Origin of the sequence: Candidatus Dedyshia acidiphila, assembly GCF_051025295.1 — a bacterium.
Lineage (GTDB): Bacteria > Acidobacteriota > Terriglobia > Terriglobales > Acidobacteriaceae > KBS-83.
In genome coordinates, this window is the sequence record NZ_JBMGJV010000041.1 from 1 (window position 1) to 21,009 (window position 21,009).

The 21,009-nt window shown below is 61.6% G+C and carries 20 protein-coding genes and 1 tRNA gene; 4 read left to right on the top strand and 17 right to left on the bottom strand.

Going from position 1 to position 21,009, the window contains the following annotated elements:
- From AC5IJH_RS14905 to cpaB, 5 genes are all read right to left on the bottom strand, one after another.
- Positions 1 to 1,301: glycosyltransferase family 39 protein (locus AC5IJH_RS14905; RefSeq protein ID WP_491903622.1), on the bottom strand; the 1,301-nt coding region annotated here is incomplete at its 3' end.
- A 363-nt stretch (positions 1,302 to 1,664) separates the two neighbouring features.
- The gene (locus AC5IJH_RS14910; RefSeq protein ID WP_491903623.1) at positions 1,665 to 1,856 is read right to left on the bottom strand and encodes a Flp family type IVb pilin; all 192 of its coding nucleotides are present in this window, start codon (positions 1,854 to 1,856) and stop codon (positions 1,665 to 1,667) included.
- Positions 1,857 to 2,194: 338 nt separating this feature from the next.
- Positions 2,195 to 2,587 carry a DUF192 domain-containing protein gene (locus tag AC5IJH_RS14915; RefSeq protein ID WP_491903624.1) on the bottom strand — a complete coding sequence of 131 codons (393 nt, stop codon included), beginning with the start codon at positions 2,585 to 2,587 and terminating at the stop codon, positions 2,195 to 2,197.
- 53 nt (positions 2,588 to 2,640) lie between these two features.
- Positions 2,641 to 4,143 carry a type II and III secretion system protein family protein gene (locus AC5IJH_RS14920; RefSeq protein ID WP_491903625.1) on the bottom strand — a complete coding sequence of 501 codons (1,503 nt, stop codon included), beginning with the start codon at positions 4,141 to 4,143 and terminating at the stop codon, positions 2,641 to 2,643.
- 41 nt (positions 4,144 to 4,184) lie between these two features.
- Complete coding sequence (gene cpaB, locus AC5IJH_RS14925; RefSeq protein WP_491903626.1) at positions 4,185 to 5,036, bottom strand: Flp pilus assembly protein CpaB; 852 nt, start codon at positions 5,034 to 5,036, stop codon at positions 4,185 to 4,187.
- A 417-nt stretch (positions 5,037 to 5,453) separates the two neighbouring features.
- Here cpaB and AC5IJH_RS14930 point away from each other — a divergent pair, with 417 nt between their 5' ends.
- On the top strand, positions 5,454 to 6,935 hold the full coding sequence (locus tag AC5IJH_RS14930; RefSeq protein ID WP_491903627.1) for an energy transducer TonB: 1,482 nt from the start codon (positions 5,454 to 5,456) through the stop codon (positions 6,933 to 6,935).
- A 99-nt stretch (positions 6,936 to 7,034) separates the two neighbouring features.
- On the opposite strand, the gene AC5IJH_RS14935 is transcribed toward AC5IJH_RS14930, so the two are convergent.
- The 10 genes from AC5IJH_RS14935 to AC5IJH_RS14980 form a co-directional block, all read right to left on the bottom strand.
- The gene (locus AC5IJH_RS14935) at positions 7,035 to 7,568 is read right to left on the bottom strand and encodes a TadE/TadG family type IV pilus assembly protein (RefSeq protein WP_491903628.1); all 534 of its coding nucleotides are present in this window, start codon (positions 7,566 to 7,568) and stop codon (positions 7,035 to 7,037) included.
- Positions 7,565 to 7,987 (bottom strand): TadE/TadG family type IV pilus assembly protein, encoded by a 423-nt coding sequence (locus tag AC5IJH_RS14940; RefSeq protein WP_491903629.1) that lies wholly within the window; start codon positions 7,985 to 7,987, stop codon positions 7,565 to 7,567. Before AC5IJH_RS14940 ends, AC5IJH_RS14935 begins: the two co-directional genes overlap by 4 nt.
- Positions 7,988 to 8,067: 80 nt before the next feature.
- Entirely contained in the window at positions 8,068 to 9,336 is a 1,269-nt protein-coding gene (locus AC5IJH_RS14945; protein WP_491903630.1) for a TadE/TadG family type IV pilus assembly protein, read from the bottom strand.
- 56 nt (positions 9,337 to 9,392) lie between these two features.
- Positions 9,393 to 9,818: a PilZ domain-containing protein gene (locus tag AC5IJH_RS14950; RefSeq protein ID WP_491903631.1), complete on the bottom strand. Its 426-nt coding sequence runs from the start codon at positions 9,816 to 9,818 to the stop codon at positions 9,393 to 9,395.
- Complete coding sequence (locus AC5IJH_RS14955; RefSeq protein WP_491903632.1) at positions 9,815 to 10,267, bottom strand: DUF192 domain-containing protein; 453 nt, start codon at positions 10,265 to 10,267, stop codon at positions 9,815 to 9,817. The genes AC5IJH_RS14950 and AC5IJH_RS14955 overlap by 4 nt, the downstream gene beginning before the upstream one ends.
- Positions 10,268 to 10,604: 337 nt before the next feature.
- On the bottom strand, positions 10,605 to 11,510 hold the full coding sequence (locus AC5IJH_RS14960; protein ID WP_491903633.1) for a type II secretion system F family protein: 906 nt from the start codon (positions 11,508 to 11,510) through the stop codon (positions 10,605 to 10,607).
- A gap of 6 nt (positions 11,511 to 11,516) precedes the next feature.
- A complete protein-coding gene (locus tag AC5IJH_RS14965; protein ID WP_491903634.1) occupies positions 11,517 to 12,488 on the bottom strand; it encodes a type II secretion system F family protein in 972 nt (323 codons plus the stop codon).
- 13 nt (positions 12,489 to 12,501) lie between these two features.
- Positions 12,502 to 13,782, bottom strand: coding sequence for a TadA family conjugal transfer-associated ATPase (locus AC5IJH_RS14970; RefSeq protein ID WP_491903635.1), 1,281 nt, complete (start codon positions 13,780 to 13,782; stop codon positions 12,502 to 12,504).
- Positions 13,783 to 13,805: 23 nt separating this feature from the next.
- Positions 13,806 to 15,053, bottom strand: coding sequence for a CpaE/TadZ family protein (locus AC5IJH_RS14975; RefSeq protein WP_491903636.1), 1,248 nt, complete (start codon positions 15,051 to 15,053; stop codon positions 13,806 to 13,808).
- A 44-nt stretch (positions 15,054 to 15,097) separates the two neighbouring features.
- Positions 15,098 to 15,613 carry an A24 family peptidase gene (locus tag AC5IJH_RS14980; RefSeq protein WP_491903637.1) on the bottom strand — a complete coding sequence of 172 codons (516 nt, stop codon included), beginning with the start codon at positions 15,611 to 15,613 and terminating at the stop codon, positions 15,098 to 15,100.
- Between the two features lie 575 nt (positions 15,614 to 16,188).
- Between AC5IJH_RS14980 and AC5IJH_RS14985 the strand changes: the two genes are divergently transcribed.
- From AC5IJH_RS14985 to AC5IJH_RS14995, 3 genes are all read left to right on the top strand, one after another.
- The gene (locus AC5IJH_RS14985; protein WP_491903638.1) at positions 16,189 to 17,565 is read left to right on the top strand and encodes a sigma-54 dependent transcriptional regulator; all 1,377 of its coding nucleotides are present in this window, start codon (positions 16,189 to 16,191) and stop codon (positions 17,563 to 17,565) included.
- On the top strand, positions 17,562 to 19,070 hold the full coding sequence (locus tag AC5IJH_RS14990; RefSeq protein WP_491903639.1) for a hypothetical protein: 1,509 nt from the start codon (positions 17,562 to 17,564) through the stop codon (positions 19,068 to 19,070). Before AC5IJH_RS14985 ends, AC5IJH_RS14990 begins: the two co-directional genes overlap by 4 nt.
- A gap of 143 nt (positions 19,071 to 19,213) precedes the next feature.
- A tRNA-Asp gene (locus AC5IJH_RS14995) sits at positions 19,214 to 19,290 on the top strand.
- Between the two features lie 144 nt (positions 19,291 to 19,434).
- Here AC5IJH_RS14995 and AC5IJH_RS15000 read toward each other — a convergent pair.
- Both AC5IJH_RS15000 and AC5IJH_RS15005 read right to left on the bottom strand, forming a co-directional pair.
- On the bottom strand, positions 19,435 to 20,568 hold the full coding sequence (locus AC5IJH_RS15000; protein ID WP_491903640.1) for a tyrosine-type recombinase/integrase: 1,134 nt from the start codon (positions 20,566 to 20,568) through the stop codon (positions 19,435 to 19,437).
- Positions 20,569 to 20,715: 147 nt separating this feature from the next.
- On the bottom strand, positions 20,716 to 20,952 hold the full coding sequence (locus AC5IJH_RS15005) for a helix-turn-helix domain-containing protein (protein ID WP_491903641.1): 237 nt from the start codon (positions 20,950 to 20,952) through the stop codon (positions 20,716 to 20,718).
- Positions 20,953 to 21,009 lie beyond the last annotated feature (57 nt).

A 21,009-nucleotide genomic window follows, 5' to 3' on the forward strand; every position in this document is an offset into this window, starting at 1 on the left:
TTTTTTTTGTCCCAGAGCACATACCGAACCTGATGCTGTTCGAGGCTGCGCACGATCTCGTCCTGTTCCATGCCTGAGCCGTACGGGAAGTTGAAGGTGCAACTGCTGTAGCGTGTTGGATTGTTAGTCTTCGAGAAGAAGTAATCCATCACTCCAAGCGGATAGATGAAGATGTCACTTCCGGCGGAAACGTGCTGTTGGACGGCAGTCAATGTAGCCGTGGACGTCCTGAACCATGCCGTCCCCGCACGTGTGTGGACGGGACGCGCCAGCAGCGCGATCCCCAGGCTGACCAGCAGCAGAGACGCCGATGCGATGGTGAGCGTCTGCAACATGACATCTCGCCAGCGGCTGCGGTGACTCTGGAGGTAATAGATAGCGAGCAACAGCAGCAGCGGACTTCCCATGACCAAGTGAGAAATGTCCTTGCGATGCAACTCAGAAACCCAGATCGCCAGGCCTGCGGCCCAATATAGAAGAATCGTTGAGGAGGGCCGCTGTCGTCGCGCGAGTAAGAGGAGCGGCAACAGGAACGGAAGAGCTGCGACGAACAAGTAGGGGATGAAGAGGAGCAGCGCCATCCCATAGGTCCAGCCCATACCGGGCATGACCCAGGCGCTGAAGTAGTTTGTCAGGAGGAATGCGTAGTGAACGTTAAATCCGTGGCTGTAGTTCTGGCGTGGCCAGGTGAAGGTGGCATACACGAGGTCGCCGAGAGCGCCGCGCCGGGCGAAGTAGATCGTGGTCGTGAGCAGCGGAACAAGGAAACCACTGGTCAATAAGCTGACTCGCGCGATGCGAATGCGGAGTGAAGTTGGCTGCAGCACCAGCCAGAGTGTGACAGCGAGGAAGAGGAATAGCCCCTTCTGCTGGAGCGTCAGGGCCGTTGCGCCGGCCAACAGCCCTGCAGAGAAGAGAACGGAGTGCCGCCGATTCTCTGACCAGAACGCCAATGCGGCTACCGCGAGCAGCGCAAAGCAATTGCTGTCCACATGGTGGCTCATCTCCGGCCAGAAGGTCAGAAAATAGCTAGCCATCATCACGGCAGGTGGAAGCAGACGCCAGCGTCCGCATACCCGGCAGGAGAGAAGATAGAGGGCCACTACCGTCGTCAACGAGGTGACGAAAAGACAGGCGCGGAGAGCGAAGTATGTCTCGCCAAAAATGCGGAGAAAACCTGCGATCCAGTAGAAGCTGCCCGGACCCATAATCTCAACGAAGTCGCGCCCGAGCAATTGACCATGCAATGTGCGCACTGCGCCCATCACAAGGATGCCCTCGTTGGATTGCTGGCGGCACATCCTCACCAGAGGAAGAAGGTACAGACTGACAGCGGAGATAAATAGTATGAAGGCACTCAAGTGCTGCTGTCGTGAGTGCTTCTTTGGAGTCTTCAGCGGAGGGAAAGGGCTTCCGGGCTGCTGCGTGACAGCTTCTTGCAGGACCGGCATTTATTCCCCCGTGTGCGTCACCCAAACGCGGCGAATTATAGAGCGGAGCCTGTTTAGATAGTGTCAGTATTCGAGCCCTGACTCTTTATGAAGCAGGACTCATCCTCCCGCGGTGCTGTGGCTGTCGGAGGGACCGACAGCCCGTAGTTTACGAACGGGAAGCGGGGGAGTCGCACCCGTTCATGGTGTGGGCTTTACAGCACCGGACTGGTCTTAGGATGTGGACAGCGTAGTGCCTACGGCCGCGAAAGCGTTGTTGATGTCATTTGCGAGGGTCTTGAGCGTGGTCACAGCGGCGAGGCTCAGGAGAGCGGCGAGCAGAGCGTACTCGATCAGATCCTGACCTTCTTCACGCAGCATCACTCCCTGCAGCGCAGCGGACATCTTCAGCATGGTGTTCTTCATTGGTGTTTCCTCCATTAAGTTTCCCGCAGCGGCGGGGTTGCCTTCCTAATAGCACGCGCTGTGCCAAGTTAGTTCGAGCTCTAAGTCTATGATTATTAGTGTTTGTTCCGCTCCGCCGCGCTATCGCCGTCGACTTGCGTTTACAGTGCCCTGAGCAGAGGCGCGGGTGGTACACACAATCAGCTGTTACATCAGGGTTTCTGGTTTCACACAAATGCCTGAGGCACGACATGTGAGCTGTCCTGGTGCGCCGAGGAGCGAAGCAACGCGACGGCGCACTTAGCTCACACGCACGGCTCATCGAGGCGCTGCACGGCCTTGTGACTACGCTGCAGGGTTCAGGGGCCGACATTCTGCCGTTCGATGGTGTCCCCTACCCGGAGGTCGAGCGCTGCCAGCGTGCCAGCGGCCATCTCGATCACAGAGTGCGCGCGCAACGCGCCCGACAAGCGCCAGGGTTGCACGTTGTGTCGGATCTTGCAGATGCGCTGCTTGCGGTCGAGGAAGATCAGGTCGATAGGGAAGCGCATCCCGATGGTGTGGACTGCCTCGCAGGGCACGATCCAGAGGCCCTCTCCTGGAGCAAGCGAAGAGCGTCCCAGCAGTCCGACGCGCCGCGTGGCACCGCGATCGGCGATCGTGATCTGATCCGCCAACAATCTTTGCGTGCGGGGATGATAGATAGCCACGCAGGCTGGCGCCTGCGTGGCTCTCTTTTGGAAGATGTTCATGGGCTCAGCAACTCACTCGATGCTCCAGGGAAGGATCCGTGCGGCACTGCGGATCAATGCGGAGTGCCGGATGTGCCGCCGCCTGCCGAGGCTCCGGTAGTGTAGCCACTGGTCGAGAAGCTGTCTGTGGTGAGCGGCTGCTCCGGCTGCATGCTCTCGACCAGGGTCTCGACCGGAATGGAGGGTTTCGCGGCCTCGAGCGGCGTAGCAGCCGCGCCGTTCGCGTTCGTGATCACCTTTGGATCGTCGTTGGGCTCGAGGAAGCTCTGGGGATACTTGAGTGAGGGCAGCGGCATGCCGGCCGGGATCGGATTCACGATCTCGGGCGTCACGATCACAATAAGTTCGGTATTGTTCTTGGTGCGCTGGATTGATTGAAACAGCTTGCCAAGGATCGGGATATCCCCAATGAACGGGATCTTCGAGAAGATCTCCGTCTCGCGGTTGTCGAGCAATCCGCCGATGGCGAAGCTCTGCCCCTCACTCAGCTCCACATCGGTCTTGACCCGGCGCACGGTCAGGCCTGGCACCGTGAAGCCCGAGAGCTGGATGCCGTTAGCGAAGTCGAGTGAGCTGACCTCGGGCGAAACCTGCAGGCGAATGGTATTGCGCGGCGTGATGGTCGGGATGAAGTTGATGCGGACGCCGAATTCCTTGAACTGAATCGTCACTGCGCCTGTGCCGCCTCCTGTGACACCCTGCACCGTGGGATAGGGGTACTCGCCACCGGCCAGGAAGCTGGCCTGCTTGCCGTTTGAGGCGAGCACGTTCGGTTCAGCGAGCACCTGGAGCACGTTGTCATTCTCGAGAGCGCGCAGGGTTGCGCCCAGGTTGAGATCGGGACGGAAAATGGACAGGTTGAGGAAGTCGGAGATGAGCGCCGTTGGAGTGCCACCGGTCGGACTGCTGACGGTCGGCGGGGAGAATTGCCCTGTGCTGACCGCACCGATGGAGTTGGTAGCTCCGAGGCTGTAAAAATTAAGTCCGAACTGCCGTTCCTTGGTGCGGTCCAGGCTGGCGAAGCGCACCTTGAGCAGGATCTGAGGATCGGCAGTCGGCACGGTGACATAGAGGAGGTTGACCACCTTGCCTGCGGTGGACGCGATCTGGACCGCTCGCCCTGAACTGGTCAGGTCTTTCGCGGTTCCGTGAAGGAAGATCATGCCGTTCTCGGAGGACACCTTAATCTGCTGGCCGGGGAGCTCGGTACGCAACTCGTGGCGGATCCCTTCGAGGCGGTCGCTGACCGCGCCCGAACTGGGCCGCACGACGACACTGTAGAACTGGCGTCCGCCGCCCACCTGCCAGATGATCAGGCTGGTGTCGCCTGCCGTCTTCCCGTTGACCATGACTTCATGTGGCGTCACGGCTGTGGCTTCGGCGACATCGGCCGAGCCGACGGCAATGCGCTGAATCGGGCGCGCCGTGTCGATCAGCACCGATTTGCCTGCCGGCACGAATAGCTCATTCGCAGAATCCTGCTGCGAGGTGGCCGGCGCTGGTGCGGTCGGCTCCTGCGCGGCCCGCGACTGCGGAGCCGTTGAGAGCAGAGCCATGGTTGCAGTAAGGAAAAAACAGAACCGTCCCCGTAACTTCACTATTTGGCCTCCGCGGTCACGAACTTCTCTTCACTTCGCTTCGACCCATTCAGGACTTCAACGACGAGGAGCTGAGACTGCGAGGAAGCATGCGTCACACGGCGGGCGGTCAGCAGCGGCTTCATCTGCGGCTTGGCCGTGCGGCCCGCGTAGAGGTTGGTGAGGGCCGATCCCGGAACTTCCGAGACGTCGGTATCCAGCGGATTGCGCAGCACCAGCTGGATATGGGTCTGGGTGCTGGCAAGGCTTAGCTGCTCGGCCTGCTCTGGCGTGACGAGCAAGTTGACGACCTGCACCTGCTGCGGCTTGCCCTGGCCGTCCTTCTGGATATCAGTGCCAGCGGAGAGGACTTCCACGTTCTGCAGCAGTGTCTTCACCCGTGGACCTTCTGCCACATTGACGGCTCCCGGCGGATTGCCCGAGATCAGCACGTCCACACGCATGCCCGGGGTGACGAAGCCGGCGACGCCGACTACCTCGTCGACCTTGACCGCGCAGGCGCGCATGCCCTGCCGGATGGTCGCCGCCAGGCCACCGCCCGCTCCCGGGGCCGCCAGCCGGCTCTCGAGGACCGTCTCCCCCTGATACATATCGGCAATGACGCCGCGGCCGAGCGCGTCTTCCTTGTGCAGGATGGCGCCCTTGGGCAGCGAGCCAGCAAAGTCTGCCGTGGTCAGATCGACGTCGCGGAGCAGTGTGCCCAGCTTGATATCGCCTGCGGCCACATACACCTTGGTTGTCTTGGGCTGCGCCAGGCCCAACCGGTTGCCGACCAGGCGATACACCACGAAGCTGCACAGGGCGGCGATCACAAATGCACTGAAGAGGACGGTTGCGAGCCTTTGATTCATGACAGAGACCTATCTCCGGGCAGCGCTGTGACGCCACTGCGTTCCGGTGGGCATGAGGCAATTGCCGTGCCAAAGGGCTGCAACCCGTACAACGACAAACACACGGGCTTTTGCTGGCTGCCGTGCCGTCGGTGTGAACGGGCGTATTCACCGGGGCGTGCGGTGTCACCGTGCGGTCACGAGGAGTCAGTCCTCACGGGGCGCAGACGGTACTTTCGTGGCACTCCGATTGCTACTCAAGGAAATGCGGGCTGCTGCCCGAGCTCCTGTCTTGTGGGCTACGAGGCGGCACACTGCGGAAGCCAAGCACCGGGTATCCCATTGTCGATCATCACGCTCTTTCATGAGGCACCCTCTCCGCGACAGGCACCGTCAGCGGCTGTACTCTCGCTCGCGACGCATGCCCTGGTGTTCGGCTTGAGCGCTCTGTATATCGCTCATTCGTTGACTCCGCCGGATCGGTTTGAGCCGTCGCGCTACAACGTACGGCTGATTCACATGACGCTGCCACGGCTTGAGCGGGCGCGTGCTCATTCTGCCGGCTCGGGTCAGCAAACCTCGACTTCAGCAGTTTCCGGCGCCGGCGCACCATCGGCGGCTGCCACCTCATCGCCAGCTGCGGCGCAAGCGCCGCCGCTGCTCCCGGTCACGCCGCATCCTGCGCTGGCGCACCAGACACTCGTGCAGCCCGATCTGCCTCCGGATCTTCTGGCGAAGCAGAAGATTCCGTTGCCGCAAGTGGTGCTCTGGTCGGCCGGGCAGACGACGGTGACCCTGATGCCGCCACCACAGCTTCTGCCGGTCAACACACCGGTCACCCATCCTTCACTGGCAGCGCCGGTAGCCGCAACGCATCTGGCCGAGCTGCGCGTGGCTCCCCAAACCTTTGGCGAGAGCCGGCTCACGCTTCCAACAAGCACGACGGCGCCTATGGTGGTCCGGCAACCTGTTCCGCTGCCGCAGATGCCGAGCACAGCCAGTCTCGACGCGGGTCTATCCACGCCGGCCCGCGTGATCTCGCTGTCGGAGACGCGCCTCCAGTCCGGGACCATCACCCTGCCGCCGGTGCAGGCGCTCGGGTTATCGACCGGAGCGCCGGATGGGAAGCATGCACCCGCGGTTACGAGTGCGGCTTCGGGCATGGGCCTTGATGGCGCGGGGCGCGGCAACGCGCAGATGGCGGGTTCGGGGTCTGGGCAGGGCACGGGCGCAGGTGTGTCCACGGCCAGCGGTTCTGGGGACGGGCATGAGGCCACGGGCGTAAGTGGCAAGGGCTCAGGGAGCAAGGAGCAGGGTGGCTCCGCGGTCGCTGGTGCAGGCACAGGTGTGGGCCACAGGGATGATGGCAGGGGCACTGGTGCTGGCGGGCCAGGCACCGAACTGGCCCAGGCGGGCGGAAATACGGGCGAGGAACAGGCGCCCGACGGCGCTGGCCGCCTGACCGAATTACGTCAGCCAATGAATGGAGATTTCAGCTCTGTGGTGGTCGGGTCGTCGATCGCCGAGCGCTATCCGGAGACGATGCAGCTCTGGGCGGGCCGGCTGGCCTACACCGTGTACCTGCACATGGGTCTACCGAAGAACTGGATTCTGCAGTATGCGGTCACGCGCGAAGCCGCGAACGTCGGTGGCGATGCGGCCCAGCCCAACGCGCCCTGGCCGTACCTGATGGAGCGGCCGCACCTGGTGGCGGAAGACTTCTCCTCCGACGCGCTCATGGTGCATGGGGTCCTCAACACGGCGGGACGCTTCGAAACCATGTCCGTGTTGTTTCCTTCGGACTTCGCGCAGAGCCGGTTTGTGCTGAGCGCACTCGAACAATGGCGCTTCCGCCCGGCGCGCCAAAACGGGAAGAATGTCGCTGTCGAAGTGCTCTTGATTATTCCGGAGACGGATTAAGCGCCAGTTCTTTACGAGACAAAGGAAATGGGCGGTTCCTTGAAGGAGCCGCCCATCGTGTTTCAGTGCACAAGCGCGAGTATGCCCCGGTGACGTGTCTCAGTGGGCAATCACCATCTGCGCGGTGCTGGACATGTTCAGCGTCTGCGAGGGCACAAAAGGGATCACCATGGGGAAGCTGTACCCCACTGTGACTGTGACCAGATTGCTCGGATTATTGCAAGGGACCACAGATGGAGTGCAGTTGATGCCGGTCGTAGGCCAATTGGCAGTGACAGTCATTCTGGTGGTGTCGACGCCTGGGAAGGCTTGGCTCTTCACATAGTTCGACACATCGGTAGTTGTGGCTTTGCATGGGGTGTTGAAGCCACAAGATGACGAGCCGCGCACGATCGCAAAGCGCGCACCCTCACGTGCCGCCTCGGCAATGGCGTTGTAGCTGTAGAGCGCAAGACAGGCGATCAGGATGCCGAACAGCAGGCTGAACAGCACTGCAGACGAGAGCGCAAATTCTACGAGCGTGGCACCCTGCTGGTCGCGGAGTCGCTGCCACCGTGAGCATAGCCGTTGCATCTTCATCTCACCGCCTGGCTGGCTCTTTTCCGAAATAAGACGGTATTGGGCTGATTTCATGGTCCGACCACCTGCATGATGGCCTGCCCGTGAACTGTAAAATTCGTAGGCAGACCGGGGTACGAGAACATCGAAGGCACTTGCGCCGTGGTGTTGACCTGGACGAACTTGAGCACAGTGTTGGGGGACGGGCAAAGGCTTAGATCGTTAGAGCAATCGATCGAGGTTGACTGTGACGTGGAGCAGTAGCAGGCCAAGGTCCGCGTCGTCGTCATCCCGGTCAGGCCGGTACTGTCGTTTGCCGCGGCACTGCTGATGCCGGCCGAATCGCTTGCGAATACGCTGTTTTGGGAGCCGTAAGCGGCCCCAGCGCGCGCCGCGTTGGCGGTCAGGATCGCGCCCCATGCATAGTAGGCGATCTCCGCCGTGCCGAGCAGCAGCAATGCAAAAAGGGGAAGTGTGAGAGCCAGTTCGATCAAGCTCTGGCCGTTTTCCTTGTGTGACGGCCAGAGCCGACGGCGCGGACGCATCTGCGAAGGTGCTGTTTCGAGGGGCATGTCTACTCAACCAGCGCGACAGTATTGAGCGGCGAGTTCGTCACCGTCTGGGTGAAATCCTTGATGGTGATCGTGGCGTTGCCGAAATCATAGAGCTTGCTCACGATCAGATCCGACACCAACGTGACGTTCGTGTTGCCGCCTAGATCGAGTTCCGCGGAAGGCGCGTAGATGATCCCGGTCAGGTTAGCGATCGGCGTGCCGACCAGATAAATCGGATTTGTGTCGTTAGCGCCCTCATAAATGAGAATGCCCTGGTACGGACCCGAGGTTGATTCGGTCAGGTTGAGAGTCGTGTTGCCTGACCCGCTGCCGGTGCCGAGAGCGCCGTTCGGTCCATCAAAGTACAAAGTGACCCCGCCGGGAATGGAACTATTCTTCAGGGTTCCATGTCCACTCAGATTGAGTGTTCCAGTGAATATGTAGGTGCCTGGGTTTAATGAAACCGTCACCCCTGACCCGATGTTTATTGTGCCGCTGTAGCAGCCTGGGTTCCATGTGGTCGCGGTGGGCTGTGGTATGCAGGACGACGGCGTATACGTGGGAGGGGAGATCTTGGGCGCCAGTGGATCGCTCACGCCGCTGATGCCTGTCTGAGGCACGGGCGTGCTGTCTGATATCTGCCCGCTGTCGGAGCCTACGACACCTACCGAGCCAGCCTGCAGCGTGCCACCGCCGCCGTTGAAGTAGAGTGCACTCGCATTATTTGTCCCAGAGGCCTTGGAGTTGTCTATGACGGTGCAGCCCGGGGCGTCCACGTTGAACGAACCCTGCAGGTGGATCGTATCGCCAGCGCTTTGGTTCAGCGCGGTCAAGCAGCCAGTCCCAGAGTTGGCTCCGTCGAAGGCGACGGCGCGTCCGCCGATCAGCGAGGAGTTGATCCCCAAAACCCGCATAAAGAACGTCGGTTGGCTGTACTGGACGATCGCCTCGACAAAACCGGACAGCCCAGTGTTCGGTCCGCTGGTAGGCGGCGTGTTGATGGTGACCGTGACGCCGTTCTGCCCATCCGTATACCCGTTGGCCGACGAGGCTGCCTTGGCAGCAGCGATCGCGTTGCCGGGTAGGTTGATCTGCAGCTGCTTCGCGCCTGCCACTGCCGCGGCATCCGCCGCAATCTGCAGGTTGCGCTTGTCGTGAATCATCACCCCGACATCGGTCGCCAGACCGACGAATCCGAGAATGACAGTCAGCGAAACCGCCAGAAGGATGACCACCTGACCGCTCTCATTACGCCATCCGCGGGCCTTCACCCACTCCGCTCGCTTCATACCGCCTCCGTGGTCACATTGCTGTTATGGCCCACTGCCATACGTTCCGGGGGAAGTTACGAGACGACGCGTGAGGATTCGCTGCCGAAGACGCTCACGAGAAAGCTCCGGAGCCCCTCTTCGGTTTGGACATTCACTCCGCCCGAAATATACGCGCCCAACCGCTTGCCGTCTCGTGCTTTCGCGACTATGAAGCGGAAGGCCACGCCTTCCTCATCGGAGCGGATCGCCTTTGCTTGCACGGTCATCGACGGCCGCTCTCCATCGTCGTTCTTGTCTGTGCGCTGCAGTGTGAGGGTGACCAGCGTGCCTGGATACCAGCGATGCGCGGTCAGCAGAAAGAGTCCGTTGGTGCTGATATCGCGAATGGCATGAGGGGCTGGCGTGCTGCCATCCCAGAAATAAACCACGAGCCGGGGCAGGGGATGCCGCTGGGGGCGCCGCTGCTCGCGCGACATAAGGTCTTCAAACCAGTTCTTCATACTCGTCCGACCGTTCCATCCCAGGCGAGGGGAGACGGGACCGCCTGCAGCGAATCCAGCGTGGAAGTTTCGAGGGCCTCCAGCCGCGCCTCCATTTCTGCCGGGGGACAGATGAGCAGCTGATCGCCCTTCTGCGTCTGCGAAGCATAAATCGTGTACCGCGGTAGTTCCAGAACACTGGCCGCGCGCATCCGGAGCGGACCGATGCGAAAGCGGGGGAAGGATTCCCGGATCTCCACCACAATCTGATCCTCATCGAGATAGATCAGATCCAAGGGGAAAAGCACGCCCAGGGTGTGCACGCCATTCGACGGGACGACCCAGATGCCTTCATCGGAGCGCAGCCGCCAGCGTCCGATCAACCCACGGACACGGGTCCACCAAGTGTCGGCAGCGACGACGCGGAACCCGAGAAAGCATTCCCGTGTCTGGTTGTACACGCAAAGCATCCTTGCTTATCCCTCTCTCGTGCACTTGTGAAATGCGGACCCACGTCGCTCACGTGACGCATCTACTCGGGGCCCTTCAGCTGGGTACAAACTGTGTTGCGTTCCAAAGCCGGACGCGCGTCTCTGCGTGCCCGACCGGGTTGCAGTCACGGAGTGGCCGCATCGGTAGTCCGGACGTAAGGAGCGCCGGAATACTGGTGCGGCCAGCCCGTGTTGACTAGCGCACCCGCGACCGGCGCCTCTGCACAAGGACGAACAGCAGGATGCAAAACAGCACACCTGAAATTAAACGGACCATCGTCACCGTATCCATGTCTCTCAAGCCCTCCTCTCTGGGTTAGTGGTTCAGGTTTTTGAACGTTTCGGTGATTGTGATCATGGCAGGGCCAAGTGTGACCACGAACAACGAAGGAAAGATAAAGAGGACGAGCGGGAAGACGAGCTTGACGGTGGTCTTTGCCGCCTGCTCTTCCACCTGCTGCCGGCGCTGCGTGCGGAGTGTGTCCGAATGCACGCGCAGGGTTTTGGCGATGCTGGTGCCGAACTGCTCGGCCTGGACCAGCACGGTCGTCAGACCGCGCACACTGTCCACATCCGTGCGCTCCGCGAGCTGCCGCCATGCATCGCTGCGGGTGCGTCCGGCGCGCTGCTCGAGCACCACGATCCCGATCTCGTCACTGACCGCGGGATGCACATGATGCATTTCCTCGGCAGCGCGGGCCGTTGCCTGGTCGAGGCTCTGCCCGGCCTCGACGCATACCACCATCAGGTCGAGCAGGTCCGGAAGTCCGCGGCGGATCTTTGACTGGCGCTTGGTGATGCGCCGGCTCAACCAGAAATCAGGCGCGATGAAGCCGAACCCGAGTGCCACGATGTAATAGAAGAAGTTATCTCTGCCAAGCCCGCTGACCAGCACCAGCAGGGCCAGCGAGACCGGCACGAGTGCCTTGGCGGCGTAGAAGTACTTGACGCCGTTCTCATTGCGATAGCCGGCGCGCACCAGACGCTGCTGCACCACCGAGAGCTCGTTGTGGCTGCGCGGGACCAGTCGTTCAATCTGCCCGACCATGCTGTAGCCGAAGGCTGTTGTGGCCTTCTGCATGCGCTCAAGCTTGCCCAGGCGCGGGCCGGGATTGAGCAGTGTCGAAAGCCGCCCGATCATCGCTTCGCGATAAAAGAGCAGCAAGCCGCCGGTCGTGATCAGGAGGAAGATCGCCAGAAAGGCGAGTGTCGCGATAGCCATGGGTCTCTATACCTCCATGTTGACGATCTTGCGGATGATGAGGGAACCGATGATGGTCATGACTGCTGCGATGTAGAGCATCTCGCGTCCAAACGCGCGGTGCCAGAGCAGGCTCATTGAGTCAGGATTCACAAAGTAGAGCAGCAGTCCAAGCACGACCGGGAGTAGCGACAGAATCCATCCAGTCATCCGGCCCTGCGCCGTGTGCGTGCGCACCTGCCGCTTCAAACGGAAGCGATCGCGGGTCAAGGCAGAGGCCTTCTCGAGAACCTCGGCGAGGTTGCCGCCACTCGAGCGCTGGATCATGATCGCCGTGACGACGATGCGCAGATCCTGCAATGGGACCCGCACCAGCAGGTTTTCAAGCGCGGTCCGGAGGTCGAGTCCGTAGTTCTGCTCCTCGAAGCAAATGCGGAACTCCGGCCCGATCGGGGGGCGTCCTTCAGTGGCCACCAGTCCCAAGGCCGAGACCAGGCTGTGCCCGGCACGCAGTGCGCTAACCATCAGATCGACCGCTTCGGGAAGCCCCTGCTCAAACTTGTCGAACCGCTGGCGGCGCTTCCAGTTCACGTAGACGAAGGGCATGACGGAGAGCAGCATGCCGGCGATCAGGGCGAGCAGAAAGACATCGGTGCGGAGATAGATGAGATAGCCCGGGATGATCATGGCGGCAAGCGACATGAGCATGAGTCCGCCCACCGTCCACTTCAGCTCGGCCTGATAGAGCATCATGCGCAGGCGCGGCGCGATCTCGACGCGCAGCAGCCAGCGATTCATCCAGGGGACCGCACTGAACAGCTCTTTCTTGCGCAGATCGACTATCTCGTCGGTGCTCTTCGTGTGGCCGCCCGCCAGCGCGGATTCGAGACGCGCCAGCGTCTCCTTGGTGGTGCTGGACGCGCCGACGCCGGAGCCCACGAGCAGCAGCGTGATCACCAGGAAGATTCCGGCAAAGACGATCAGGATCAACAGCGGCATAACGGACCTGCCTTCAATTCACTTCGAGCACTTGCTCGAAGATGGCTGGGGGAAGAATGACCCCGGCGAGACGAAGCTTTTCGAGGAACTTAGGCCGGATCTGGCTGGGCCGGAAGGCGCCAATGACCTTGCCGTCCGGGCCGATGCCCTTGCGCTGGAAGGTGAAGATCTCGTGCATGCTGATGACGTTCTCTTCCATGCCGGTGATCTCGGAAATGTTGGTAACTTTGCGTGTGCCGTCGCTCAGACGCGAGACCTGGACCACGATCGCGATCGCCGAGGCGATCTGCTGACGCACCGTGCGTTCCGGCAGATTGAGGTTGGCCATCGCGACCATCGACTCAAGACGGGACAGGGCATCGCGGGGCGTGTTGGCGTGGATGGTGGTCATTGAGCCCTCGTGGCCGGTGTTCATGGCCTGCAGCATGTCGAAGGCTTCTTCGCCGCGGACCTCGCCGATGATGATGCGGTCGGGGCGCATACGCAGGCTGTTGACCAGCAGCTGCCGCTGCCGGATGGCTCCCGCGCCTTCGATATTGGGCGGACGCGTCTCAAGCCGCACGATGTTCTCCTGGGCGAGCTGCAGCTCGGCTGCATCCTCGATCGTGACCAGCCGCTCGGTCGACGGGATGTACTGCGACATGATGTTGAGGAAGGTGGTCTTACCGGCGCCTGTGCCGCCTGAGATCAGCACGCTGATGCGCGCACGGACTGCGGCGGACAGCACCTCGATCATCTCCTGCGAGATGCTCTTCAGCGCGACGAGCTGAGCGGCCTGCACCGGCCCGGTGCCAAAACGGCGGATCGAGAGGGTTGGGCCGTCGAGCGCGAGCGGCGGAATGATGGCGTTGACACGCGAGCCGTCGGGCAGCCGGGCATCAACCATGGGCGACGATTCGTCGACGCGACGGCCGACGCGCGACACGATGCGGTCGATGATCTGCAGCAGGTGCGCATCGTCGCGGAATGTGGTGTCGCAGCGTTCGAGAATGCCGCCCCGCTCGATGAAGACACGATCCTTGCCGTTGACCAGGATGTCGGAGATCTTCGAGTCGCGCAGCAGCGGCTCGAGCGGCCCCAGTCCGAAGACCTCGTCAAGCAGGTCGGACTGCACCCTCTGCTGCTCGCTCATGCTGAGCGGCACCTTCTGCTCACTAATGATCTCGCGGACCACGCCGGCGACTGCCTGCCGAGCCTGGCTCGAATTGGCGCGGGCCAGCTTTTCCAAGTCCAGCCGCGAGAGCAGGACGCGGTGGATGCCAGCTTCGAAATTATCCAGGTTAATCTGTTCCACGCTGCACACCTGTCCCGTTGCGTCTACTTCGAACCGAAGAGACTGAATTTGCGCTTCTTGCTTTCGCCCTGATCGAGTCCGGCCGCGTGCCGCGCCATGGTGCGCACGACAGTGGAGACCGGGGACGATGCCAGGACCAGCGGCGATGCTGAGTTCTGCGCCTTGCGCGCGCCTACGTAATCGTTCGGCACCTTCCAACGGGCCGGCACCGTCAATGCCTTGTTGATGGCTGCTTCGTCGAGTTCGACCGAGCGGGGATGGAAGCGGTTGAGCACGATCTCCAACTGGTCGCCAGCCGGCTGCAAGGCGTCGCGCACCAGCCGGTTCGCATTCCGCAGCTCGGGCAGGCTGACCTGGAGCACCAGATAGATCTTGGTGGCCGAGCGCAGCAGTGCGCGCGCCGCCGGGCTGTAGCCTACGCCCGCGTCGACGACCACGTAGTCGAATTGCTCACGCACTACTCTGAGCAGGCGCTCGACCGACTCTTCAAGCAGGTCGAAGGAGGTGCACTCATCGGGCGCTGCCAGAACCGACAGCCCGGAGCTGTGCTTCGCCATCAGTGTGTCCAGAAAGGACGCATCGAGTCGGTCCAGATTCATGAGCGCATCGAGCGCCGACAACGTGGTTGCCAGGCCTAAATCGATCGCAGTCGTGCCCAACGGCACATTAAGATCGAGCAGGGCAGTGCGGCGGCCGGATTCATGCGCCAGCGAGACGGCGAAGTTCGCTGCCAGAGTGCTTGTGCCGCAGCCACCCTTGGCGCCCACGAACAGGAAGAGCTGACCTTCGGCCGCTTTGACCGGCGTAACGATCGGTCGCCTCACGGACGCACGGACCAGAGCTTCCGCGATGGTCTGGGTCGAGATGGGGCAGCTCAGGAATTCACGCGCGCCGGCACGCATGGAGCGCAGCAGCAGCTCCGGATCGGTTCGGTTCGAATAGACCATCACCGTCGCGCTGGTCTCGGCGCAGATGTTCTCGATCAGCTCGAGCGCAAACTCCGGGTTGGAGTCGAGCTCGACGATGACGACGTCGTATCGCTCACGGATGATGCGCGGCAGTTCATCGAGGGAGGGATACGTCTCGAAGGTGCGCACGATGCCGGAGCGGAAGCACTCCACCGCGTCGGCCACACTCTTCCGGCTGTTCGCGTCCGGACCGATCAGAGCGACCGAGAAAAGGTCGGCACCGATGGTGCCGCTGCCCTGCGCGTAGCCGGCCATCAACGCGGACCGTCCTTCCGCGCGCTTTGATTCGACCTGTAGGTCCATGGGCATCCGTTCTTCGCTCCCTGATCTCTCATGCACGTGTCCCGTCACTTCGCGAAAAACGACAGCAGCGTTCCCAGTGCGATCGCGGGAGCGTAAGGCATGCTCCGGCTGCGCGGGTTCGCCAGGTTGAGCTCCGCATGGGGCGCCAAGCCCCGTTGCGGCGCTGTCGCTAACAATTCTCCGGCTCCACTCAGTACCTGGCCGGCTATGCCCTTCGTTACCATCCAGACCAGCGCCAGAACTCCACCGATCAGCGAGATCATCACGACCGCAGTCAGCAACTGGCGCGGTCCGATCCAGGCGCCGATGGCGGCCAGCAGCTTCACATCGCCCATTCCCATGCCGCCCATCCAGCAGAGCACTCCGAACAGCACCGCTCCCAGCGTGAAGCCGAGCAGGCTGGTGAGCAGCCCGTGCCAGCCATGAGTCCACGCACCCGCGACCAGACCTGCCACCAGAAAGGGCAGCACGAGCCAATTCGGGATGCGGCGGCTGCGTAGATCGGTCACCGTCGCGATGCTGAGGACGAGGACGCTCGGCCACCAAGCCAGGGAATGCATGGGTAGGTCTCCGGGCAGGGAGAATGCAATTCAGCGTCCAAACCGGAAGGGACGGTACAGCAGCCCTTTGGCCTGACTCCGCGGCCCCATTCACAGGCCGAGTGTCCACGATTGTTTACGGCAGCCCCGCCACTGGAACGAGAGAGAGACACTTGCTCCCGGCTCTCTCGTCACCGACTGTCGGCCGAGCCGTGCACCCGGAGGAGTGGACGCGAGGGTTACTTCTTCAGAAACACGATCAAACGTGCCGAACAGTGCAGGGCGAGAAAAGTGACCCTCTCTCGATTACGAGATGGTCGCCCTGAATGCCGATGAGTCACCGAGGAGTGTGCAGGGAGTTACCACAGTTTCATCGACGAAGCAGGGAAGCGGCAGACACACTAAGCGCACTTACTCGAATCAAAGCGTCGCTCTGCACTTAGCCAGCCGCCTTAGAGAACACCGGTTCCTTGCCGGTCGGGCCCACACACAGGCGGAACCCCTGGATCGCAGAAGAGAACGCTCAGTTCCGTGCCCGAGGTACTGCTTTGCCTATTCGAATCTGCCTTTTCTCTCATGACAATGCATTACCCACCGTGCTGGCTTCGACGTTGGGCCGGGAGTACCAGGTGCAAGCCCATGCGGAGGAGGACCCGCTGAAGCGGGCCATTGCCACCGCTCAAGCCGACATCGTGTTGCTTGACCTTGACGAAGAGCCGGGAGACCTGAACACACACCTTGCGATCTGCCGCCGCCTTATCGCGTCCGGCACGCCTTGCGTGGTCATGGCCAGCGATCTTCTCCGTTCCGCCGCGAGCGACCTGGTGCGTCTGGGCGCCCAGGGGTACTGCCGCAAGCCGCCCTCACTTCGCGACCTGAAAGCCCTGCTGCGGCGGGCGTATGAGAACTCTCAGCTGCGACGCAAGCTGGCCGCCGCTGAGGCGCAGCTCGAGCCCGTGGAAGACTGTTGCGACCAGATGATCGGCAACAGCTCGCCCATGCAGCGCGTGTACGAGATGGTCCACCGCGTAGCCGACATTCACGCAAGCGTGCTGGTGACGGGAGAGAGTGGTACAGGCAAGGAGCTGATCGCGCAGGCAATCCATAACCTGGGCTCCCGCTCGCGGCGACCATTCGTGGCGGTCTGCTGTGGCGCCATCCCGGAGACCCTGATCGAGTCCGAGCTGTTCGGACACGAGAAGGGCGCCTTCACCGGCACGGTCGGTGCGCGCGAGGGATACCTGGAGCAGGCCGGCGAAGGCACGCTCTTTCTGGACGAAATCGGTGAACTGTCGCTCAGTACACAGGTCAAGCTCTTGCGTGTGCTGCAGCAGCGCGAGTTCTCCCGGCTGGGCAGCAACCGCCTGATCCCGCTGCGCGCCCGGCTTGTGTTCGCCACACACCGCGATCTGGGCAAGATGGTGGCCGAGGGCCGCTTCCGCCAGGATCTGTACTACCGCATCAATGTGGTCAAGATCGATGCGCCTTCGCTGCAGGAGCACGCGGAGGATGTCGGGGTGATCGCACGTCACTTCCTACGGCAGTACTCAGAGCAGTACGGAAAGATGGTCGATGAGATTGAGCCGCGGGCGATGACTCTGCTTGAGTCGTATGCGTGGCCCGGGAATGTTCGCGAACTCGAGAACGTCATCCAACGCGCCATCATTGTGGCCAAGGGCTGCTCGATCACCGTGGACGACCTGCCTGCGCACCTGGCAGAGCAGGAGATCCTGGTCGAAGACGAAGGTGAGGAGATCGCGAACAGCACCTTTGAGCGGCAGATTCGCGAGTTCAAGCTGAAGCTGGCGACGGATGCCATTCGCGAGCACAACGGAAACAAGACGCTGGCCGCGCGAAGCCTGCAGATCTCGCGCGCCTACCTGCATCGTCTGATTCGTCCGGCTGGACCCGCACTGGTGGAAGAGATGCCCCCGATGCCGATCGAACAGGTGAGGGAAGCGAGGCTGGTGTGAGCGCTGCAACCGCGCTCCCCCTTGCAACCGAGCGTCTGATTGGGCAGCAGTGGTGGCGGAGGGTTCTGTCCTTTCCTGTCACCATCTTCTTCATGCTGCTGCCGATCGTGCCGCTCACGTTGCGATCGCGGCTGAACGATCCGGACCTCTGGTGGCACCTACGCCTGGGGCAGCTGATGTGGACCACGCATCGCATTCCGCTCTCCGACCAGTTCTCGTGGACGGCAGCACATCACAGCACGATTCCACACGAATGGCTTTCGGAGCTGAGCCTCTACGCCGTCTACCATCTGCTTGGCTACTCCGGCCTGATGCTCTGGACCTGCGTGACCACCGCCTTGCTGCTGGGTCTGGCCTATCTCCTGTGTAGTCTCATGTCGGGAAACCCGAAGACGTCACTGGTGGCTGTGCTGACGATCTTTCTGTTCGCCACTGTTGGGCTCGCAGCCCGGCCTCACATGATCGGGTACTCGTTTCTGGTTTGCGAGCTTCTGATCCTGCATCTCGGCCGAACGCGTCATCCCGCCTGGTTCTGGGCGCTGCCGCCCTTGTTCCTGCTGTGGATCAATGCTCACGGATCATTCGTTCTGGGCATGCTGCTCGCGTTCGTGATGGTCGGCTTGTCGCTATTCGATCTTCACGCTGGATCTGTGCACTGGGACCGTTTCGACAGAGCAAGGCGGAACCAGTTGATCGCTGCCGTTATGGTGTCCTGTGCTGCCCTCCTGGTGAATCCCCGAGGGTTCGCGCAGATTGCCTACCCATTCGACGCCATGTTCCACAACACCAGCCACCTCGATCAGATCACGGAGTTTCGCCCGTTGCAGATCACAGAGCCGAGGGCGATGCTGCTTTCAGCTCTGCTGTTGGGAATGGCGGCGATCGTCCTGGTGCGCCGGCCGCGGCTCGATCTGCAGGATGTACTGTTCGCACTGGGAGGTATCTATCTCGCTGCACGGCATGAGCGCATGCTCTTCGTCTGCGGAATTCTGCTCGCACCACTGTTGTCACGCATGCTGGCTGACTTATGGGAGGGCTACGATGCGGAGTCCGATCGCCCTTTCGTCAATCTTGTGGTGATGAGTATCGCGTGCCTGGTCATCGTGGTCACCTTTCCTTCCCGAGGGTCGTTGCAGCATCAGGTCGAGGTGGGCAATCCCGCAGGCGCTGTCGCGTATCTCGAGGAGCACCCTGCTCCAAGGCGTCTGCTGAACGACTACGTGTTGGGCGGCTATTTGATCTGGGCGGCCCCGCAGACCCCGGTCTTCATGGATGGGCGTGGCGATATCTACGAATGGAGCGGCGTTTTGACGGATTACGCGCAGTGGGCCTCGCTTGCTGAGGATCCGCGGCACCTGCTTGAGAAGTACAAGGTGTCCACCTGCCTTCTGGCTTCGGGATCGCCGATGGCGCATGTGCTCAGCCTGCTGCCGGAGTGGCAACAGGTTTACAGTGACAGCAAGGCGGTCATCTTCGAGCGTCGGGCTGCAGAACTGGCCAACTGAACGCCGCACGCCTACTGTTCTGGGGGCGAGAAGACGTCAGCAAGCACCTCTGGCGTCACCCTCGCGTCTGCTATATATTGGTGATGTCGAAAGCGGCTGTCTTCGCGCTGCGTTTCGCGTGCGACGCCGATTCGGTCAGGCAAGGGGACGTAGTTCAGTTGGTTAGAATGCTGCCCTGTCACGGCAGAGGTCGCGGGTTCGAGCCCCGTCGTCCCCGCCAGATTTCAAAGGACTTAGGTCCAATCTGGCACCAAAATCGAAGGAACAGAAAAGGCACAGTTGAGAGATTAGCTTGGTGGGCAGACCCCGACAAGCAAAAAAGCGAAGGCCCGCCAGTTTCGGAGGGCCTTCGCTTTTTCGCTCTTCAATCGCAGATGGGGAGGCAAAGTCCGGCGAGCGCGGTCAAGGCGTTCCGGCGAGTATCGCGACCTGCCTGCTGGTACACCTCCAGCGTGATCCGGCTGTTAGCATGTCGCAAGAGATCCTGAACCGTCTTCAGAGCTTCTTTGCGCTCGCCCAGCAGCGTTGCGAGCGAGTGTCGGAACGTGTGCCAACCAACCTGTTTCCGGATCCTCGCCGCCTGAACCGCCGGACGGATGTGGTCTTGCAGAGCGGAGTCGGGCCAATACGGACGTAGTCCCCGGGTGAACGGTGATGCGAACACCCAGTCTTCGGTCGAAGGGTACGGCGTTTGTCGGCGCCACGCTTCGAGGGTCTCGGCAAGTTCCGCGATCATCGGTACGCCTTTACGAGAAGCCTGGGTCTTGAGCGCTGTTTCGTCCTTGCGGACGAGGCCACGCTCCAGGCGCAACCATAACGCCTCGAAGTCCACGTCACTCCAGCGCAGCCCCCTCAACTCTGATCTACGGAGGCCTGTGGTCGCGGCGACAACGACCATCACGCGGATTGCGGGCGGCCCGATGTGGCTAAGGATCGAGGACATCTCTTCGAGCGTAAGGACGTCAGGATCGCGGCGTCTTGTGGCTCCTTGCCGGACGCTGGTGATTGGGTTGCGCGGGTAAAGCTCCCATCTGACCAAATGGGAATACAACGCGCAGAGGTGGTTGCGGATCTTGGCCTTGGTTGCATCCGCATAGGGCAGCGAGCGAAGCCAACGCTCGACAGCAACGGCTTTGATTTCATCGACCGTTGTGTCTCTCCAGGTCGGCAGGATGTAATTGGAGAAATAATCGCGATAGTTGCGAACCGTGCTCGGGCTACGATCGTTCTCCAGTTCGTGTGCTACGAAGTGACCCCACGCATCGGCGATCGTCAACTTGCCGGGACGAATCTCGGCGGCGTTCGCCTCGATTCGAAGCGCATCTGCTGCACGTATTGCGTCGGCTCTCGACCTGTACTGGGTGACGGGGCCGAGCACGCGGGATCGATGCCGGCGTCTACCATCAATCGTTTCGCGATAGCGGTAGACCCAGACGTCAGGGCCTTTAGCGCGACGAACGCGGTCGACGCATCCTTGTTGGTACCGGGCAACTGGCATGTGAACTCCAAGTAGCTCGGCTTCAGGCTGGCACTCCGAGAATAGCGCGTCTCAGACCCGCTGAACAAGGTCAGAGGCGTGCGAGCCAGGTCACGAACGCGGGCAATTGAGCGTGGAACGGCCTGCTTGGCGCGGTAATCGCCGGGTCTACTGCTTGGCGATCCACTCCTCAAGGTCGGTGCTCCGGAAACGCCAGAGCTTTCCGACATGAATGCCCCGGATGGAACCGCACCTTGCGAGCTTCTGGAGGGTCTTGGGGTGAATATTAATCACCGAGGCGGCTTCCTCGCTGTCGAGGAGAGGTTCGGGCAGTCGTTTGACCGCCCGGACCGGCTTGCGTTCAGGTGAGCCTAAAGGGAGCGGCGAGTCGTTGCGAGCGTCCATGGGAACCTCTGCGTCGCATCGTCCACCAAAGCCGTAATTGCGTCCAATCGCAATTTC

What these genes read in the sequence shown, in the direction of transcription:
- AC5IJH_RS14950 (WP_491903631.1), bottom strand. Translation starts at nt 9,818, where the DNA reads ATGAAGAACTGGTTTGAAGACCTTATGTCGCGCGAGCAGCGGCGCCCC.
- AC5IJH_RS15005 (WP_491903641.1), bottom strand. Translation starts at nt 20,952, where the DNA reads ATGGACGCTCGCAACGACTCGCCGCTCCCTTTAGGCTCACCTGAACGC.
- AC5IJH_RS14960 (WP_491903633.1), bottom strand. Translation starts at nt 11,510, where the DNA reads ATGGCTATCGCGACACTCGCCTTTCTGGCGATCTTCCTCCTGATCACG.
- AC5IJH_RS15000 (WP_491903640.1), bottom strand. Translation starts at nt 20,568, where the DNA reads ATGCCAGTTGCCCGGTACCAACAAGGATGCGTCGACCGCGTTCGTCGC.
- AC5IJH_RS14980 (WP_491903637.1), bottom strand. Translation starts at nt 15,613, where the DNA reads ATGCATTCCCTGGCTTGGTGGCCGAGCGTCCTCGTCCTCAGCATCGCG.
- AC5IJH_RS14920 (WP_491903625.1), bottom strand. Translation starts at nt 4,143, where the DNA reads ATGGCTCTGCTCTCAACGGCTCCGCAGTCGCGGGCCGCGCAGGAGCCG.
- cpaB (WP_491903626.1), bottom strand. Translation starts at nt 5,036, where the DNA reads ATGAATCAAAGGCTCGCAACCGTCCTCTTCAGTGCATTTGTGATCGCC.
- AC5IJH_RS14975 (WP_491903636.1), bottom strand. Translation starts at nt 15,053, where the DNA reads ATGGACCTACAGGTCGAATCAAAGCGCGCGGAAGGACGGTCCGCGTTG.
- AC5IJH_RS14915 (WP_491903624.1), bottom strand. Translation starts at nt 2,587, where the DNA reads ATGAACATCTTCCAAAAGAGAGCCACGCAGGCGCCAGCCTGCGTGGCT.
- AC5IJH_RS14910 (WP_491903623.1), bottom strand. Translation starts at nt 1,856, where the DNA reads ATGAAGAACACCATGCTGAAGATGTCCGCTGCGCTGCAGGGAGTGATG.
- AC5IJH_RS14965 (WP_491903634.1), bottom strand. Translation starts at nt 12,488, where the DNA reads ATGCCGCTGTTGATCCTGATCGTCTTTGCCGGAATCTTCCTGGTGATC.
- AC5IJH_RS14955 (WP_491903632.1), bottom strand. Translation starts at nt 10,267, where the DNA reads ATGCTTTGCGTGTACAACCAGACACGGGAATGCTTTCTCGGGTTCCGC.
- AC5IJH_RS14935 (WP_491903628.1), bottom strand. Translation starts at nt 7,568, where the DNA reads ATGAAATCAGCCCAATACCGTCTTATTTCGGAAAAGAGCCAGCCAGGC.
- AC5IJH_RS14945 (WP_491903630.1), bottom strand. Translation starts at nt 9,336, where the DNA reads ATGAAGCGAGCGGAGTGGGTGAAGGCCCGCGGATGGCGTAATGAGAGC.